Annotated in this window: 14 protein-coding genes, 4 tRNA genes and 1 pseudogene; 10 read left to right on the top strand and 9 right to left on the bottom strand. The window is 66.9% G+C overall.

Features of this window, described 5'->3' with window-relative positions:
- The first annotated feature begins 2 nt into the window (after positions 1-2).
- The 5 genes from NK1_RS27845 to NK1_RS27825 all read left to right on the top strand — a co-directional run bounded on the left by NK1_RS27845 (position 3) and on the right by NK1_RS27825 (position 5,752).
- Positions 3-1,646: a class I adenylate-forming enzyme family protein gene (locus NK1_RS27845; protein ID WP_063013447.1), complete on the top strand. Its 1,644-nt coding sequence runs from the start codon at positions 3-5 to the stop codon at positions 1,644-1,646.
- Positions 1,643-2,830 carry an acyl-CoA dehydrogenase family protein gene (locus NK1_RS27840; RefSeq protein ID WP_063013445.1) on the top strand — a complete coding sequence of 396 codons (1,188 nt, stop codon included), beginning with the start codon at positions 1,643-1,645 and terminating at the stop codon, positions 2,828-2,830. The genes NK1_RS27845 and NK1_RS27840 overlap by 4 nt, the downstream gene beginning before the upstream one ends.
- A gap of 11 nt (positions 2,831-2,841) precedes the next feature.
- On the top strand, positions 2,842-3,990 hold the full coding sequence (locus NK1_RS27835; protein ID WP_063013443.1) for an acyl-CoA dehydrogenase family protein: 1,149 nt from the start codon (positions 2,842-2,844) through the stop codon (positions 3,988-3,990).
- Between the two features lie 73 nt (positions 3,991-4,063).
- Entirely contained in the window at positions 4,064-4,726 is a 663-nt protein-coding gene (locus NK1_RS27830; RefSeq protein ID WP_063013441.1) for a TetR/AcrR family transcriptional regulator, read from the top strand.
- A gap of 147 nt (positions 4,727-4,873) precedes the next feature.
- Positions 4,874-5,752 (top strand): DUF1295 domain-containing protein, encoded by an 879-nt coding sequence (locus NK1_RS27825; RefSeq protein WP_063013439.1) that lies wholly within the window; start codon positions 4,874-4,876, stop codon positions 5,750-5,752.
- Positions 5,753-5,764: 12 nt separating this feature from the next.
- Here the strand turns inward: NK1_RS27825 and NK1_RS27820 are convergent, their stop codons facing one another.
- Positions 5,765-6,172, bottom strand: a complete 408-nt coding sequence (locus tag NK1_RS27820) for a hypothetical protein (RefSeq protein ID WP_063013437.1) — start codon at positions 6,170-6,172, stop codon at positions 5,765-5,767.
- Between the two features lie 118 nt (positions 6,173-6,290).
- Here NK1_RS27820 and NK1_RS27815 point away from each other — a divergent pair, with 118 nt between their 5' ends.
- Entirely contained in the window at positions 6,291-6,986 is a 696-nt protein-coding gene (locus NK1_RS27815) for a DUF1345 domain-containing protein (protein ID WP_063013435.1), read from the top strand.
- A 24-nt stretch (positions 6,987-7,010) separates the two neighbouring features.
- Here NK1_RS27815 and NK1_RS27810 read toward each other — a convergent pair whose 3' ends face one another.
- From NK1_RS27810 to NK1_RS27775, 8 genes are all read right to left on the bottom strand, one after another.
- Entirely contained in the window at positions 7,011-8,429 is a 1,419-nt protein-coding gene (locus tag NK1_RS27810; RefSeq protein WP_063013433.1) for a phytoene desaturase family protein, read from the bottom strand.
- Positions 8,426-10,228 carry a DUF3556 domain-containing protein gene (locus NK1_RS27805; protein WP_063013431.1) on the bottom strand — a complete coding sequence of 601 codons (1,803 nt, stop codon included), beginning with the start codon at positions 10,226-10,228 and terminating at the stop codon, positions 8,426-8,428. Before NK1_RS27805 ends, NK1_RS27810 begins: the two co-directional genes overlap by 4 nt.
- A 27-nt stretch (positions 10,229-10,255) precedes the next feature.
- On the bottom strand, positions 10,256-11,701 hold the full coding sequence (locus NK1_RS27800; protein WP_063013429.1) for a class I adenylate-forming enzyme family protein: 1,446 nt from the start codon (positions 11,699-11,701) through the stop codon (positions 10,256-10,258).
- A gap of 266 nt (positions 11,702-11,967) precedes the next feature.
- Positions 11,968-13,236, bottom strand: a complete 1,269-nt coding sequence (locus NK1_RS27795) for a PucR family transcriptional regulator (protein WP_063013494.1) — start codon at positions 13,234-13,236, stop codon at positions 11,968-11,970.
- A 195-nt stretch (positions 13,237-13,431) separates the two neighbouring features.
- A tRNA-Phe gene (locus NK1_RS27790) sits at positions 13,432-13,505 on the bottom strand.
- A 32-nt stretch (positions 13,506-13,537) separates the two neighbouring features.
- Positions 13,538-13,611 (bottom strand) — tRNA-Asp (locus tag NK1_RS27785).
- Positions 13,612-13,639: 28 nt separating this feature from the next.
- Positions 13,640-13,712 (bottom strand) — tRNA-Glu (locus tag NK1_RS27780).
- Positions 13,713-13,803: 91 nt separating this feature from the next.
- Entirely contained in the window at positions 13,804-14,469 is a 666-nt protein-coding gene (locus NK1_RS27775; RefSeq protein ID WP_063013427.1) for a TetR family transcriptional regulator, read from the bottom strand.
- A gap of 921 nt (positions 14,470-15,390) precedes the next feature.
- Between NK1_RS27775 and NK1_RS27770 the strand changes: the two genes are divergently transcribed.
- From NK1_RS27770 to NK1_RS27755, 4 genes and pseudogenes are all read left to right on the top strand, one after another.
- Positions 15,391-15,463: transfer RNA gene (locus NK1_RS27770), tRNA-Lys, on the top strand.
- Between the two features lie 326 nt (positions 15,464-15,789).
- A complete protein-coding gene (locus NK1_RS27765; RefSeq protein WP_036497861.1) occupies positions 15,790-16,755 on the top strand; it encodes an acyl-ACP desaturase in 966 nt (321 codons plus the stop codon).
- Between the two features lie 112 nt (positions 16,756-16,867).
- Positions 16,868-18,019: a tRNA dihydrouridine synthase DusB gene (gene dusB, locus NK1_RS27760; RefSeq protein WP_036497858.1), complete on the top strand. Its 1,152-nt coding sequence runs from the start codon at positions 16,868-16,870 to the stop codon at positions 18,017-18,019.
- 176 nt (positions 18,020-18,195) lie between these two features.
- Positions 18,196-18,595, top strand: a pseudogene (locus NK1_RS27755) (LCP family protein); the annotation flags it as partial.

The following is an 18,595-nucleotide window of genomic DNA, read 5'->3' as shown; positions in this document are numbered from 1 at the left end:
AGATGTACGACGCCCACGCCTACCGGCAGTACTTCGAACACGATTTCACCTATCTCAACGGTTTCCGGCGCAACGTCCACCGCTATGCCCACCACCCGGCGATCGAGGATCCGGCGACCGGGACCACCGTCACCTACGCCGAGCTGGGCGAGCGGGTCGACCGGTTGGCCACCGGCCTCGCCGACGCCGGTGTCGAGCCGGGTGACGTCGTGGCATATCAGCTGTTCAACGGGGTCGAGTTCGCCGAGCTGTATCTGGCGACGCAGGCCGCCGGAGCCGTCGGGTCGCCGATGAACTTCCGGCTCGCCGCCGGTGAGACGTCCTACATCCTCGCGTCGAACCGCCCCCGGGTCTTCGTCTACGACACCGATCTCACGTCGATGGTGCGAGAAGCGCTGGAGCGCAGCGCGTTCCGACCCGGCCTGCTGGTGGCTTCGGGTCCGGGCGAGCCGCTACCGGGCGCGGTCCGCTTCGACGAGTTGTCCGCGGCGGCGACGCGTCCACTCGACGCCCGGCGCACGGTGTGGGACGAGACCACCCGCCTCTACACCTCCGGCACCACCGGGATGCCGAAGGGCGTACCGCTCAACAGCCTGGCGGAGATCTTCAGCGCGCACGACGTCGTCATGCATTTCCCGTTGTCACCGGAGGACAAGACGCTCAACATGACACCGTGGTTCCACCGCGGCGGATTGTATTGCGCCGGACCGAATCCCACGTTCTACCTGGGCTCGTCCCTGGTGCCGATGCGCGCCTTCGACGCCGACACCACCCTGGACCATGTGCAGCGCTACGGTCTGACCTTCCTCATCGGCGCGCCGACCAATCTGGCCATGCTCGCCCACGCGCAGGAGACCAGGCGGCGCGATCTGTCGAGCCTGCGCGGAATCGTGACGATGGGCGCTCCGCTGGAACGCGAGGCCGCGTTGCGATATCAGAAGGTGTTGAATCCCAACATCTTCAACGGCTACGGCAGTACCGAGGGATTCTGGAACACCTTCCTGCGGCCGACCGATCTGCCCGCCATGGCCGGAACCGCCGGGCGTGCGTGCATCGACGACGACGTGGCGGTGGTGCGGGTCCTCGACGACCGGCTGGCCGAGCCGGAGGAGACCGTCGCCAAGGACGGCACGGAGGTGGGCGAGGTCATCGTCCGCTCCCCCAAGGGCGCCAATGCCTACGTCGACTCGCCCGACCAGGAGGCCCGCAAGTTCCATCGCGGCTGGTTGTATATCGGTGACCTCGCCACCTGGGACGAGCAGGAATTCGTCACCATCGTCGGACGGAAGGACGACATGCTGCTGTCCGGCGGCGAGAACGTCCATCCCGTCCAGGTCGAGGAGGCGCTCAACGAACATCCCGGCGTAGACGACTGCCTGGTGGTGGGCATTCCCGACGAGCGCTGGGGGCAGGTGGTGGTGGCCTATGTGGTCGCCGCCGAACCCGGCGTCGGCGTGGCCGAGCTGGACCGGCACTGCCGCACCCATCCCATGCTCTCGGCGTTCAAACGCCCACGCGCCTACCGCTTCGTCGATTCGCTGCCGGTGTCGGCCACCGGCAAGAAATTGCACTACAAACTCACCGAGCAGGCCCGCGACGATGCCGCGGCCGGCCTGTTCACCTATCCGGACAAGGAAATCCCATGAGCGCGAAACGTCCCCCCGCATTCGACGCACTCGACCCGCTGGCCATCGATTCGCTGCTGACCGAGGACGAACGGGCGGTGCGCGACAGTGTGCGCGGCTTTTGCGCCGAGCACATCACCCCGCATATCGCCGACTGGTTCGAGGCGGGTGATCTGCCCGGCGCGCGGGACCTGGCCCGCGAATTCGGCAGACTCGGCCTCCTCGGCATGCATCTGGAGGGTTACGGATGCAGCGGCGCCTCGGCCGTGCACTACGGTCTGGCCTGTCTGGAACTCGAGGCCTGCGATTCCGGTATCCGCTCCCTGGTCTCGGTCCAGGGATCGCTGGCCATGTTCTCCATCTGGAACAACGGTTCGGAGGAACAGAAGCAGCGGTGGCTGCCCGGTATGGCCGCGGGCGAGATCATCGGCTGCTTCGGCCTCACCGAACCGGATGTCGGTTCCGATCCGTCGGCCATGCGGACCCGCGCCGAGCGCGATGGAGACGACTGGATCCTCAACGGCCGCAAGATGTGGATCACCAACGGCTCGATCGCCGATGTCGCGGTGGTGTGGGCCGATACCGACGAGGGCATCCGCGGGTTCATCGTGCCCACCGACACCCAGGGATTCAACGCACACACCATCGAACACAAGTTGTCGCTGCGCGCCTCGATCACCAGCGAGCTGGTCCTCGACGATGTGCGTCTGCCCGCCGAGGCGATGATGCCCGAGGGGCGGGGCGTGAAGGCGCCGCTGTCGAGTCTGTCCGAGGCGCGCTACGGCATCATCTGGGGTTCGATGGGCGCCGCGCGCTCGGCCTGGCAGGCGGCTCGCGATTATTCGATGCAGCGCAACCAGTTCGGCCGTCCCATCGCCGGATTCCAGCTGACCCAGGCCAAACTCACCGATATGGCCGTCGAACTGCACAAGGGGCAACTGCTTTCGCTGCATCTGGGCCGGCTCAAGGATTCGGTGGGACTACGCCCCGAACAGGTGAGTTTCGGCAAACTCAACAACACCCGCGAGGCGATCGAGATCTGCCGCACCGCGCGAACCATTCTCGGCGGCAACGGGATTTCGCTCGAATATCCGGTCATCCGGCACATGGTGAATCTCGAATCCGTACTCACCTACGAGGGGACGCCGGAGATGCATCAACTCGTGCTCGGCCAGGCCTTCACCGGCCAGAACGCCTTCCGCTGACAAGAGGTCTCATGAACGCACGACTCGAGTACGACTCCGAACACCGCCAATTCCGTTCCGTGGTGCGCGATTTCGTTCGGCAGACGGTCGCACCGGCCCACGAGGACTGGGAACGTGCCGGTTGCCTGGACCGATCGTTGTTCACCGAGGCGGGCAAGCTGGGACTGCTCGGCTTCCCGGTCCCGGAGCGCTTCGGTGGTCCGGGGGTCGAGGATTTCCGCTACCACGCCATCGTGATCGAGGAGATCACGCGGGCGGGTGCGGCCGCGGCGGGTATCGCGTTCTCCCTGCAGAACGATGTGGTGCTGCCCTATCTGACCGATCTCACCGACGAGGAACAGCAGGCCCGCTGGCTGCCCGGCGTCGTCACCGGCGAGACCGTCCTGGGGATCGCCATGACCGAACCGGGCACCGGTAGCGACCTCACCGGCATTCGCACCACCGCCGTCCGCGACGGCGAGCATTACGTGGTCGACGGCAGTAAGACCTTCATCTCGAACGGGCAGAACGGCGACCTGTTCGTCGTCGCGGTCCGCACCGGCGCGGACAAGCACAAGGGGCTGACGCTGCTGGTCGTCGAGGCCGGCACACCGGGGTTCGGCCGCGGCCGCAATCTGGAGAAGATCGGCCTGCACGCCCAGGACACCAGCGAACTGACCTTCACCGGGATGCGGGTGCCGGTGGCGAATCGGCTCGGCGCGGAGGGCGAGGGCTTCTATCAGCTGGTGCGGAATCTGCCGCAGGAGCGGCTGTCGCTGTCGGTCGGCGCGGTCGCGGCGGCCGAGGGCGTGCTCGCACAGACCCTGGACTACGTGCGCGAACGCAAGGCGTTCGGCACCTCGGTCGCGAGCTTCCAGAACACGCAATTCGTGCTCGCGGAGTTGGCGACCGAACTCGATATCGCGCGGACCTTCCTCGACGACTGCCTCGCCGAACACATCACCGGCGGCCTCACCGCGGCCCGCGCCGCCCGGCTGAAATGGTGGACCACCGAATTGCAGATGCGCGTGGCCGACCGCTGTCTGCAACTGCACGGCGGCTACGGCTATATGCGTGAGTACGCGGTGTCGCGGGCGTTCGTCGACGCGCGTATTCAGAGCATCTACGGCGGCACGACCGAGATCATGAAGACGATCATCGCGAAGGAGCTGGGCATCTGATTCCCGGTGGACCACTCTAGAGTTGAGTGAACCGTCGTTCATTCGACTACGCAGATACGGAAGGGTATGCCCGATGGCGAAGCGATCCGCACCGATGGAAATCGAGGAGGCCGTGCGCGCGGTGCGAACCAGTTCGCGCCGGCGCCAACTCCTCGACGCGGCCGTCGCCGTCATGCAGACCACGGGCTTTCATCAGATGTCGATGCAGGCACTCGCGGATCAGGCCGATGTGAGCGTCGGGCTCATCTACAAGTATTTCGGCGGTAAGGAAGACCTGCTGCTCGCGGCCATCGTCGACATCCTCGATGCCTTCCGCGACGAATTGGCTCCGGCCATGGACGCGGTCGGCGACGATCCGGTGGAGCGGCTCGTCGCCGGTTTCCGCCACTACGTGGAAATCGTCGACGAGAACCTCGACGCCGTGGTCCTGACCTATCGGGAGAGCCGGACCCTCGATCCGGAAGGCCGCGAACGGATCAAGGAACTCGAGGTCGAAACCTCGGCCCCGCTGCGGGCCGCTGTCGAGGCGGGAATCGCGGCCGGGCTGATGAACGACCTCGATCCGGATCTCGTCGTCTTCAACCTGATGATGCTCGCCCACGCCTGGGCCCTCAAACATTGGCATTTCGCGCCGCGCTACACCGTCGAGCAATACATCCGGGCACAGGTGCGTTTCGTACTGCCCACCTTGCTCGCCCCCGCTGCCGCGGACGAATATCGACATCTCATGGAGTGAATCGGCTTGTCGACGACTAGGGTGAATTTATCGTGCAAACCTGCGCCGAAATGCGCGAAATCTGCGCGAAGCGCCGAGGTTTGCACGATTAGTTCGGCCCAACCCGAATCCCACTCGGCCCAGCCGCATGATGCATAGAGTGCGCACATGAGCAGAGCGGGCTCCCTGGTTCGAGTCACGGCGGCCTATGTGGTCGCCGTCGCGGTCGCGCTGGTGTGGCTGCTGTGGGGTCCGGGCACCGGACTGCTGTGGCTGGACGGCCTGATCGCCGATCTGATCGCGACGGTCGTGGTCTTCGCCTTCAGCCGGATCTACGAGAATTCCAGTTTCTACGACCCGTACTGGAGTGTGATCCCGCCGCTGCTGGCCTTCTACTGGTGGATCCACAGCGACGAGCCGTCCGATTCCGCGCGCTGGTGGCTGATGATGGCCGTCATGCTGGTGTGGGCGGTGCGGCTCACCGCCAACTGGGTGACCACATTTCCCGGTATGCACCATGAGGATTGGCGCTATCCGATGGTGCGCGAACGCGCGGGCAGATTCGCCTTCGCCGCGGATCTGTTCGGCATTCACATCTTTCCGACGCTGCAGGTGTTCGCCGGGATGATTCCGGTGTACGTGGTCGCGACACGCGCCGGCGAACCGTTCGGCGTACTCGACGTCGTCGCATTCGTGATCGGTGCGGGTGCGGTGGCGCTGGAAACCGTCGCCGACCTGCAGATGCATCGCTTCGCCGCCACCAAATCTCCCGGCCAGGTCATGGACCGCGGAGTGTGGGCGTGGTCGCGGCATCCGAACTATTTCGGTGAGTGCGGCGTCTGGCTGTCGTTCGGCCTGTTCGGTCTGGCCGCGGCCCCGGGCAGCTGGTGGGTTCTCGCGGGTGTGGTGACCATGGTCGCGATGTTCGTCGGTGTCAGCATTCCGATGATGGAAAAGCGCAGTCTCCAGCGGCGCCCCGCGTATCGGGATGTGGTGCACCGGGTTTCGGCCTTCGTACCGCTGCCACCGCGCCCCCGTGCGCTGTGAGCCGGCCGTCGGTTACGGCACCTGCACGGAGACGAAGCCGGGGGTGTACACACCGCCGGTGAGAACGACGGCGACGACGGGTCCGCTTCCGGTCACGACCGTGACGGCCGGCGGAATCCCGTTGAGGCCGTCGGAAAGACGGGCTTCGCCGGACGCGCCGGTGGCGAGGTTCAGCCATCGCACCGGCGCCGAGTAGCAGCCCCACCCACGGTCGTTCGCGCCGGTGATGGTGATTTCCCCCGCTCGCGCACCGGTGACGGCCACACAGCGGGCGGGTAGCGAATCGACGCTGCCGTTCGGATTACCGTACGGCGCGGGGTTGATCTGAAACGGAACCGTCTCTGCAACCGCCGCCCCGGTGCCCGAGCCCAGCATCACGGCGATCGCGCCGCCCAGAACCATCTTGCGAACCACAGTCATCACCGAGCCTCCTGCGAGCCGACATACGCGCGTTGGTTCCCCATCTTAGGGTCGCCCCCGCCCTGCCGGGCCCGCGTTCCTGCGTGCGTGCCGTCCCCGCGCGGGCAATACTGCTCGGGTGAGCGCCTCCGGAAACGACAGCTCCAGCGGCGACGAGATCCCGGCGTGGAAACGGCGCACCGCGGGCGAATCGCGGTGGGCGGCGACGGCGGCGATGGTGGGGATCATCGTGTTGCAGCTGCTGCTACCCCATCATTTCCAGCTGCGGCCGATCTGGCTGCTGCCGATGCTCGAGGTGCTGCTGCTGGTCGTGCTGGTGGTGAGCAGCCCGGTGCGGCTGAACCGGGAGGAGATCTGGCTGCGGTGGTGTGGCCTGGCGATGTCGGCGCTGCTGGGGATCGCCACCGCATGGTCGGTGTTCCGGCTCGTCGCCGGGCTCATCGACGGCACTCTCAGCGACGATCCGCCGGTGCTGCTCGGCTCCGGAGCGGCCATCTGGCTGACCAACGTCACCGTATTCGCGCTCTGGTATTGGGAATTCGATCGCGGCGGGCCGGCCGCTCGGGCGCACGCCCGGGAGCCGCTCCCGGATTTCCTGTTCGTCCAGATGCAGAACCGCGACCTGGCACCCGCCGACTGGGAACCGGAATTTCTCGATTACCTCTACCTGTCGTTCACCAACGCCACCGCCTTCAGCCCCACCGATGTGATGCCGATGACCCGCTGGGCCAAGACGCTGATGATGGCCGAATCCGCGCTATCGCTGATCACCGCGGCACTGGTCATCGCGCGGGCGGTCAACGTGTTGAAGTGATTGCGCAGCGAGGTGCCTCGGCCCCTACCTGAGCCTCATCTCGGCGAGTGCGAGCTGTGCCGCGTTGGCGCCGCACATGCCGTGCGCTCCCGGCCCGGGCGGTGTCGCCGCCGAGCAGATGTACATGCCGGGAACGCCGAGGCTGTAGGGGGACAACGTGGTTCGCGGTCCGAACATCAACTGTCGAATGTCCTTGGCGCCGGTCATGATGTCGCCGCCGGCATAGTTCGGGTTGTAGACGGCCATCTCGGTCGTCGAGCGAACCGCCTGTCCCACGATGCGTTCCCGGAACCCGGGCGCGAACCGCTCGATCTGCGCGATGATCGCCTCGGTCGCGTCGCCGGTGAAGCCGTGGGGGACGTGCGCATAACTCCACACGGGATGCACATCGCCTGCCGAGCGCTGCGGATCGGCCAGGTACTGCTGGCCGACCAGGACGAACGGATGCTCGGGCATGCGACCGGCGTGGATCTCGCGTTCGGTCGCGGCGAGTTCGGCGTAGGTCCCGCCGAGATGGACGGTTCCGGCACGGCGGGCCTGCGGATTGGTCCACGGCACTCCCTCCGCCACCGCGAAATCCACCTTGAAGGCGCCGGGTCCGCGACGAAAGTGGCCGAACGCCTGACGGACTCGGCCCGGCAGCCGGTCCCCGAGAATGCGGCCGACGGCATCGGGCGCCAGATCGAAGAGCGTGATATCGGCGGGGGCCAGCTGTGCCGCCGACTCGATCCGCACTCCGGTCTCGATCTTTCCGCCCAGCTCCGTCAGCAGCGCCGCCATCGCATCGCTGATCGCCTGTGATCCGCCGGCCGCGACCGCCCAGCCGTGCCGATGCCCGGCCGTGAAGATCCCGAGTCCGATGGCCGAGGTGAGCGGCTGATGCAACGGCCGGAAGGCATGCGCCGCAACACCTCCGAACAACGCTCGGGCCTGCTCGGTCCGGAACAGCCGGGCGAAGGTGGATCCGGGCAACAGCGTCGGCAACCCGAACCGGGCCAGCGTCAGGGGATGGTGCGGCAGGCGCAGCAGCGGGCGCATGATGTCCTCGCTCAGCGCGTCGTATCGCCGCACCGGGCGTTCGAATGCCAGGCGCCAGCGCGAGCCGTCACGACCGAGCCCGGCCGCGGTCTGCTCGACCGAGCGGTACAGCACACCGGCACTGCCGTCGTCGAGCGGATGCACACAGTCGATCTCGGCCAGCCGCCAGGTGAGCCCGTAGCGGTCCAGGCCCAGACTCGTCAGGAACGGGGATCCGACGGCCATCGGGTGGATGGCCGAACAGTGGTCGTGCAGCAGACCGGGAACGATCGCCTCGCCGCTGCGCGTGCCGCCGCCGATCCGCTCGGCCGCCTCGAGCACGGTGACCTCCACACCTTCGGAGGCGAGGGCGACGGCGGCGGCGAGCCCGTTGGGCCCGCCGCCGACCACCACTGCGGTTGTCACGCCACCACTCCGAAATCGTCCTGCGTGGGTTCGATCCGCGCTGCGGCGGCACGAGTCCAGGTGGGCTGCAGGGGAATCGGCCCGTTCGGCAGCCAGGGCTGCTCGGCGACCGCGTCCGCGACCCGCCAGGTACCGCGTTCGATCACACCCAGTGCGGCGTCGATCAGCTTGTAGTGCTGCACGCCGCTGCCGAACGCCTCCGATTCCACCCAGGCGACCACACATTCGCCGGGTTCGAAGCGAGCCTCGTCCTGCACCGCGCGGATCATCTCCTCGTCGTGGAAGTGGCCGTCACCGAAATTGAACCCCACGATCGAGTTGCAGAGGAACTCCCCCTCCCGGACCGTGCGCGAATCGATATCGGGCAGCCGCGCGATCAGCAGTGAGAACAGGCCGCGGCCCTGGCTGTGCAGGGTGCGCCAGGCGATCGTCTTCTGCAGGGTGATCTCCGCCCAGTGCGGTTCGTAACCGAATTCGATGAACTGATCGATCTGATTGCCGGCCGAGCGGGTCACCCGGTTCAGCTTCTCCTCGGTGCCCGGGGCGAACGTCCACACCGCCGAGGCCCAGTTGCCCGCGTACTGCCGCATCGACGGCAGGAACGACACCTTGTCGGGCCGCAGATTGCCGAGCACCGGGAAGAACAGCAGCGCGGCGACCACCGGGACGACCAGCCACACCGGCGACATGTCCCACACGGCGTATCCGTTCCAGGCCGGGAATCCGAGGAACAGGAAGACGGTGGCGTAGGCGAACAGCACGTTCCATTCCAGTGGCACGGCCAGCGGGAAGGTGGAGACGATGAAGAGGTGGAAGATCACCATGATCAGCACGGCGATCAGCGTCACCCACTTGTTCGTGGAGAACAGCAGCACCAGCGGAACCAGCATCTCCACACAGGTGCCGTTGACGTGGGCCATGAAATGCGCGATGCCGGAGGGACGCATATCGCGCGGAAAGTCCTTGTAGTGCGCGCGTTTCACCGACTTGAACGGCACCGACGGGCTGTTGGACACCATCGGCGGCACCACGTTGGAGAAATGCCTGCCGAGTTTGGAGAATCCGGCGCCCACCCAGACGACCACGATCAGCAGTTTCAACGCGACGATCATATTCACGAACGGGAATACGGTGAACGCGATCAGCGCCGGCAGATACTGCTCGCCGCGGGCACCGAGAAAGACGACCTTGTCGCGCAGGCCGTTGAGAATCAGCAGCGCGATCGGCGCGAGCAGCACGGCGGGAGCGATGAGCCCGGACACGTTGTCCGGCACAACCGCCGCCAGCGAATCACTGTGCGCGCCGGGCAGAGCCAGCGCGAGCACCAGACTCGCGAGCAGGGCCGGATACAGCGTGACGTCGAACCAGGTGCGGCGGTCACCGCCGGTGCCGGGTATCCATGCCCACGGGCGTTGCCGAATGGTGCCGGGCCGGGCCCAAAAGAGGATGCCACCGGTCATCGGTTTCACCTTGCCGGCCAACGGCCCCCACGAACCGGCGAGACCGACGACCTCCAGCAGCACGGTCCAGACGACCGCCTTCTGATAGACGATCGGCTGATTCCACCATTCGGCGACATGCCAGAACGCCGGGAGGCCGGAAGTCAGTGTGGCCACCGTGATTCCGCCGATGGCGTAGAGCACGACCAGTTTGAGGATGTAGACGCAATGCACCATCTTCGGTGAGCCGAAGCCGTTTTCGGCCCAATCGGCGCCGAGGATGCGCATGCGCTCCATCAGCGGTTTCTGCAGGAACGTGTCCGGATCGACTGCCGGCAGATCCGGCTTGGTGAATCCCATCGGAATATCTCCTTCTCGTGGGGCGGATCAGGCGGTGGGCACGCGGCGCAGCGACGGTTTGTCGAGTTTGCCGACGGCGTTCTTGGGCAGGTCGTCGAGGAAGGTGATCGCCACCGGCAGTTTGTATTTCGACAAATTCCGCCGGGTATGGGCGAGCACCTGTTCGGCGGTGAGGGTGGCGCCGGAGTTCAGGGCGAGGAACAGCACCGGTTCCTCGCCGTAGAGCTCGCTGGCCCGGCCGACCACCGCGGCCTCGGCGACCTCGGGCAGCTGGTAGACGACGCTCTCGATCTCCTTGGGATAGATGTTCTCGCCGCCGCGGATGATCATGTCCTTGGCGCGGTCCACCAGGACGAGGTAGCCGTCCTCGTCGATGCGGCCGATATCGCCGGTGTGCAGCCAGCCGTCGACGATCGTCCGGGCGGTGTCCTCCGGCCGATTCAGGTAGCCGCGCATGACATTCGGGCCCTGGATCAGCACCTCACCCGCGGCACCGTCGGCGACCGGATTGCCGTCGGGGTCGGCGATGCGGATCGTCTGGCCCGGCAGCGGGAGACCGACCGTGCCCGGCTTGCGGCGGCCGCGCAGCGGATTGACGACGCTCGCGCAGGTGCCCTCGGACAGGCCGTAGCCCTCGACGATCGGTATGCCGTAACGGTTTTCGAACTTCAGCAGCAGTTCGGCACTGGCGGGTGCGGCGCCGCAGACCGCGAAACGCACCGCCGAGGTATCGGGGGCGATCTCCGGCGGTAGATCGGCCAGCATCGTGTAGATGGTCGGCACGGCGGAGAAGTACGTGGCGCGGCTGCGCTCGAGCCGGTCGAAGAACGCGTTCGGGCTGAACCGTCCCGCGATCGTGGTGCGCCCGCCGGCGAGCAGCGGTGCCAGCGTGCTCACCACGATGCCGTTGACATGGAACAGCGGCAACACCAGCAGGCTGTGGTCGGCGGCCGTGAGTTCGAAGGCGCCGATCACCATGGCGCACATGGCGTTCAGGTTCGCGTGATCGAGCATGACGCCCTTGGGGCGCCCGGTGGTCCCGCTGGTGTAGACGAGCAGGGCCAGCGCATCGTCGCGAGTTTCGGGGGCGATATCGGCGGGCGGTCGCGCGGTGAGCTCGTCAGGGGTGAGGACCGTGGCCCCGATATCCATCGGCCGATCGGTGACCAGCACCTCGGCCCCGGCGTCGGCGACCTGATAGCCGGCCTCGGCCGCAACCAGCGACGGATTGATCGGCGTCACCGCGGCGCCCAGACGCCACGCGGCGAACAGGGATACCACCAGCGCCACGGTGTTGGGCAACGACACCGCGACGACATCACCGGAGGAAACTCCGTGCGCGGCAAGGGCAGTGGCCGCGCGGTGTACCGCCTCGGCGAACTCGGCGTTGGTCAGCTCGACCTGATCGTCGGCCACACAGGGCCCGCCGGGGTCGTGCCGGCTGCGCAGGTCGGGTAACTCGGAAAGGTGCATGGACGGTCCTGAATCCTCGGTCTCGAACGGACACGTCAACGGTAGAAATTAGTGAGCTGTACCACACCGTCGCGTGTGGACGAATTACTCCGGAGGTCTCGTCTTCGCGAGACAAAAAATCTGCGCGCGGCGGGCCCCGGCGAGTGCGGCGTCCAGGGGCGGTACACCTGAACTTTCCGTGCGAACCTCCGCGACAATGCGAGAAATCGCGCAGAATCGCCGGGCTTTGCACGATTAGTTCACCCAATCGGCGCGCGTTCGCGGACTCAGCGCATGAGCACCGATGTGCCGTACCACTGGCACACCAGCAGTGCGATCTCCACATCGAGCCGGTCGTCGGCGATCGGTCGCCCGCGCCGCGACACCGCCCGGCTCACCCGGTACTTCACCGAGTTGTAGTGCAGATCCAGTTCCTGCGCCGCCGCCTTGTAGCTGGATCCGGTGCGCAGGAACACGCGCAGGGTGTCGCGCAGCCTGGCATCGCTCGCGGTGTCGGCCGCCAGCGGTCCGAGGACGTCGGCGACCCAGTCCCGGACGGCCGCCGGGTTCTCGCCGAGCAGTGCGGCCGCGGTCAAGCCCGGATCGGTGGCCGCGACGACCTTGTCCGCCGCCCCACTTCGGCTCACCACCGTGCGAGCCCGCTGGGCCTGACGATGCGAGCGGCGGAAACCCTCGACTCCCACCCCCACGGCGCCGATCGCGATATGCGGTGCATCCGTCCGGTGGGCGGCGAACCGGCGGATCCGCGCGGCCGGATCATCGGGATCCGAGGTGTACGGCAGCCAGACCCAACCGCTGGTGCGGTCGGCCGCGGCGAACAGCGGAGCGGCAGCCACCTCGACCGCGCCGGCCAGTTCACGGACGAATCGCTGCAACCGCGCCAGGTCGTCGCTGTCGGAGTCGGCGTCCGGATACCAGAGCACCATCGCCACGTGATGCCGGCGCAGCGGATACCGGATCGCGGCGGTGGCATCGTCGACGTCGACGGCGGTGTCCTCGGCCAGTACCTCCCGGACCCGCATGGCGCGCACGCTGTTCCGGTTCTCCAGCCAGCGCTCGCGCTCCTCCTCGTAGACCGCGACAACCTGCTGTGAGATCCAGTCGATATAGGCGAACAGCACATCGGTGATCTCCTCGATCACCGCGATCCGGGTGGTCGGCTCCATATCTATGGCGTGCAGCTCCGCGAAGACCAGCTCGGTCAATCGCCGCTGCCCCAGCCGATATGCCCGCACCAGCGCATTGACCGGCACCCCGTGCTGGGCGAGCCGCCGGGCGTATTCGAGCGCGGCGGTCGGGGCGGTGATCCGCTCCACCGCGATCCCGTGCCGCAGGGCATGCAGAATCGTGTCGACATTCCCCTCGACACTCGCCCCCAGCAACTCCACCGTCCGCGCATCCCCCCGCAACTCCGGAATGCGCTGCTCGAGCGCATCCTTGATCAGCGAACTGACCCCGGTCACCTGCTCGTTCAACCGCGCGGCGATCCGAGCGACATATTCGCCCGACCCGACGTCACCATCCCGCGCCTTCACCACACCACGGACGGTAGGCCCCCAACCCCGCCCCGACCCCCGTTCCGCCCAGATTTCGTCTCCCCGAGACGAACGAACGGTTCATATCTGTCCCGGCAGGCCGAGACATCGCACCCCCGGCAGCCGGCTCGCCTGACGCTCGGTGATCCCGGACACGAAAAATCCCCCCGACCGCAGGTCGAGGGGATTTGAAAGTGGCCAAGGCCGGGATCGAACCGGCGACCTTCCGCTTTTCAGGCGGACGCTCGTACCAACTGAGCTACCTGGCCGGGGCACCCGAACCGAATGCCGTACAACAAAGCGACCCTGACGGGACTCGAACCCGCGACCTCCGCCGTGACAGGGCGGCGCGCTAACCAACTGCGCCACAGGGCCTTGCATGCTCTCAACGGTGTTGCCACCGTACCCCCTACGGGATTCGAACCCGCGCTACCGCCTTGAAAGGGCGGCGTCCTAGGCCGCTAGACGAAGGGGGCCCGCCGGATCTCTCCGGTCCGTACCTCAACGGCTTCCGTTGGGAGCTCGCATAGCTTATGACAGGCTTTGCGCTATTCCCAAATCGGCTGGTCAGAGGCCCAGATTCAGATCTTCCAGGCGTGCCGAGGCCTTCCAGCCGTGCCGCCGGAACTCCTCGAGCCAATCCTGAGTCGCCATCGCCTCGATGATCACCTCCAGGGCCTCGGTGAACCGGGTGCGCAGATCGACCCCGCCGCCGAGCAGATCGATGATGTAGCGCTGCCCGGCCAGCGCGGCGGCCAGGGTGCGGGTGAAGCGGTCCGGGTCGGTGTCCAGGCGCAGCTGCTTGCGGTCGACGGCGCGCACCGCGAGCAGCCGCGCCGACCGGCTGACGATACGGCTGCCGCCGACTCGCGCGTCCTGATAGAACTCCGGTTCGATCACGAGCCGGAACTCCGCCTGGGCGATGATGTCGTTCTCCAGGCGCAGCGCGACCTCGTCGATCATCCCGTGCATGACGTCCAGCGGCTCGAGATCCGTTCTGGCCAGCCACCTTTCGGTCGTCGCCCGATATCGTTCGACGGCAGCGTCCAGCACCGCCCGGGCCAGATCCTCCTTGGAATCGAAATGGAAGTACATCGCGCCCTTGGTCGCGCGCGATCCCTCCAATATGCGATTCAGCGATGCCGCGGCATAGCCGCTCTTCCCGAATTCAACGGCGGCGGACCTGATGATCGCCGCCCGTGTCCGGCGGGCCCGCTCTTGCTGCCGTGCCATGCTCGAAACGCCTCCGAAGCTGCTTGCCGCCGGAGGAACCGATAGGGGACGGTCCTCGACGAGAAGTTATTAGATTTTCAAATACTTAATTCCGGGCTAACGCCCGGCTTTCAGACTTTCGGTACGAAAATTCGCAGGGATACCTGAAACACACCAGCTGGTATAGTTTCGACGTCCGGGTGCGCCGCAGGGGGTGCGCACCCGGGCGTTTTGTTCGTCTCGGATCCGCCTCCTGCGACGTCGTCTCCTCCGACCTCGTGACCGGCCCGTCCGGTCGCGAGCTGTGCCGGCACCACAATCTTCGGCCGAATCCCAACGGCCGGAAGATCTCCCGGATTCGCCGGAATTCACCAAGCGATCACCGTACCCCGAATCCGGGGGCGGCGCGCCACGTACCGAGGAGTCACTTCACCGGGACCCGGACCCGGTTGTGGCAAATGCCCGGTTAGCGCACTCGTGTGCGAATTCCGGCGCGCCCCAGCAAAGTTCACCACCACCGGCCGGCGCCGTGGATACCCGGGACTCATCCCGGCCGCTGCGGTCGGCCACCGGGCGGATCCACCGACACGATCACCTCCCGTACCAAATATGTTGTCACGCACTACGTTTGGACAATGTTTCCACACTTCCGCGCTGAAACAAATTGCTGAGCAAGGCGATTGCCCGGCAATCGGCCGGGTATACGGGGACGCCCCGTCGCTCCGGAACCGGCGGGGACGGGATACGCAACCCTCGGACCGTCGAGGCGGGCGCGGCCCGGTGTTCAGGGGGGCGCCCGGATATCGCCGGCGCCAATCCCGCTCCCGGGAGCCGCCGCCCCGCCGTCGAATGCCGCGCGACCAGCGCAGATACCCACCGCCCCACCGCCAGACCGATACCGGTTACCACTTCCGCGCGCGAAACATTAGACTTGCGGACCGCGCCCCTATAGCTCAGTTGGTAGAGCTACGGACTTTTAATCCGCAGGTCCCAGGTTCGAGCCCTGGTGGGGGCACACCGATGGGCCGGAGTGCAAGCTCCGGCCCATCGCCGTCTCCGGTGTCGTCCCCCAGCTCGGATGCCCGAGACCTGGGCAATCCGATACTCGGCTAACGTTCGAGACTCCCAGCCGATACACCGTTGGCGCACAGGTCCGCCCCCTACACTCGCAACCGGTTGGGGCATGTGCCGAACACCCTTATGAGTTCAGTCACCGAGGCTGTGAACTCATACAGGTGCGCTTCGCATCACACCTACGGTGCCGTAAGGTATGGGCGGCGGCGGCACGGCCAGCAGGGGGGCGACCAGCAATATCGCAGGACAACACCGAAGGGCGTATGTATGGCAAGGGATCTGACTCAACTCGAGCTGCTGACGGAGTTGGAGCCGGTTGCCGAAGAAAACGTCAACCGGCACCTTTCGATGGCCAAGGAATGGCACCCGCACGACTACGTGCCGTGGGACGAGGGCCGCAACTTCGCCGCGCTGGGCGGCGTGGACTGGGATCCGGAGCAGTCGAAGCTCAGTGAAGTGGCGAAGGCCGCGATGATCACCAACCTCCTCACCGAGGACAACCTGCCCTCCTATCACCGCGAGATCGCCGAGAACTTCTCCCAGGACGGCGCCTGGGGAACCTGGGTCGGCCGTTGGACCGCCGAGGAGAACCGCCACGGCATCGTGATGCGCGACTACCTCGTGGTCACCCGCGGCGTGGACCCGGTGGCGCTGGAACAGGCCCGCATGGTCCACATGACCAACGGCTTCGCCTCGCCCGCCGAGGCCGACGCCGGCTTCCTGCACTCGGTCGCCTATGTGACCTTCCAGGAGCTGGCCACCCGCGTCAGCCACCGCAACACCGGCAAGGTGTGCGACGACGCGATCGCCGACCGCATGCTGCAGCGCGTCGCCGCCGACGAGAACCTGCACATGATCTTCTACCGCAACATGTGCGGTGCGGCGCTGGATCTGGCGCCCGATCAGGCCCTCGACGCGATCACCCTGATCCTCGAGAACTTCCAGATGCCCGGCGCCGGAATGCCGAACTTCCGCCGCAACGGTGTGCTGATGGCCAAGCACGGCATCTACGACCTGCGCCAGCACCTCGAGGACGTGGTGCAGCCGGTGCTGAAGAAGTGGCAGATCTTCGAGCGCGACGACTTCACCGCGCGCGGCGAGCAGACCCGCGAGCGGCTCGGCCTGTTCCTGGACAAGCTGGGCAAGGACGTCCTGAAGTTCGAGGAGCAGCGCGACCGCATGCTGGCCCGCGAGGCCGCCAAGCGCGAGCGCGACCTCACCGCGGCGAGCTGAGCTCGCCCGCACGACGACAACCGGGACCGGTGCCGCACGGCACCGGTCCCGTCGCACGCACTGGGAGACCTGTGATCTCTCGCACTGTCATTCGGATGGGACACTGGAACTCGTGACCGCGGCACTCGACACCAGAACCGGATTGCGAATCGGCCCCTACCCCGTCGATCCGCCGGTGGTGCTCGCGCCCATGGCCGGGATCACCAATGTCGCGTTCCGGAAGCTGTGCCGCGAATTCGGCAGCCGCACCTCGATCTACGTCTGCGAGATGATCACCGCCCGCGCGGTGGTCGAGCGGCACGAGAAGACGCTGCACATGATGGCCTTCGACGAGGACGAGCATCCCCGCTCGATGCAGCTCTACGGTGTGGACCCGAAGACGCTCGGCGAGGCGGTGCGCATCATCGTCGGCGAGGGCTGGGCCGACCACATCGATATGAACCTCGGCTGCCCCGTGAAGAAGGTGACCCGGCTCGGTGGCGGTGCGGCGCTGCCCTACAAGCGACGGCTGTTCGCCGAGATCGTGCGGGAGATGGTCGCGGCGGCCGAACCCGCCGGTGTGCCGGTGACGTTCAAATTCCGCATCGGCATCGACGACGACCATCGGACCTATCTCGACACCGGGCGCATCGCCGAGGCCGAGGGCGCCGCCGCGGTGTCGCTGCACGCCCGTACCGCCGCCCAGCTGTATTCCGGCACCGCCGACTGGTCGGCTATCGCCCGGCTCAAGGAGGCCGTCACCACGATTCCGGTACTCGGCAACGGCGATATCTTCAGTGCCGCAGACGCACTCGCGATGATCGCCGAAACCGGTTGTGACGGAGTGGTCGTCGGACGCGGGTGCCTGGGCCGTCCGTGGCTGTTCGCCGAACTGAGCGCCGCACTGCGCGGGGAACCGATTCCGGAGGGACCGCGACTGGGCCGGGTCGGCGAAATCCTGTACCGGCACGCGACTCTGCTCGTCGACCACGACGGCGAGGACAAGGCCATGCGCGATATCCGCAAACATATGGCCTGGTACTTCATGGGCTTCCCGCTGGGTTCGCAGCTGCGCCGCAGCTTCGCGACCGTGGGCAGTCTCACACAGCTGCGCGAACTGATCGAGCAACTGCCGCCGGACGTGCCGTTCCCCGCGGACGCGCAGGGGCCGCGCGGCCGCCAGGGTTCCCCGGCGGCGAAGGTGGTGCTGCCGGAGGGCTGGCTCGACGATCCCGAGGATCCCACCGTCCCCTCGGCCGCCGATGTGATGCACAGCGGAGGCTGACGCGCGAATACTCTCCGACCTGCGCCGACAGTGATGGGTGATTGAGAAGTGGCCAACTGTGGCGTAATCGTTATCATGGCTGGGGCCGATTCGGCCGGATGTGACTGCGCGTGCCGCCGCCGGAGTGATGGAATCGACAGCTCCGGTCGCGACGAAGAGTGAAGTGAGGTTCGTTGGTGGGTGACGACGATCGGCGCGGGCGTTCGTCCCGGCCCGGAGGTCGCGCCCCGTGGGAGCGATACCCCGCGCCGGATTCCGATGAGGCCCCCCGTAACCGGCGTGCGGACGAACCGCAGACCTCCAAGCCGATCACCGTCCACGACCTCGTGCAGCGGGTCGACAGTGAACGTATCGAGCGCCGGCGCAAGGACGAGGCCGGTAAGCGCCGCACCGCGAACGAGAGCGGCACCGGCCGCACCCCGCAGCCCGAGAACCCCGGCCGTCAGACCGGAAACCGCGGGCGCACAACGGATAACACCGCCCGGCCCGCCACCGGCGCGAACCGAGCCGGTAGCGGCAACCCGCGGGGCACCCAGCCGGTAAACCCGCCGGGCCGCGGCGGCGACCCGCGCGACC

This window comes from Nocardia kruczakiae NBRC 101016, from assembly GCF_001612965.1.
Lineage (GTDB): Bacteria > Actinomycetota > Actinomycetes > Mycobacteriales > Mycobacteriaceae > Nocardia > Nocardia kruczakiae.
This window is presented reverse-complemented; position numbering and strand designations above follow the sequence as displayed.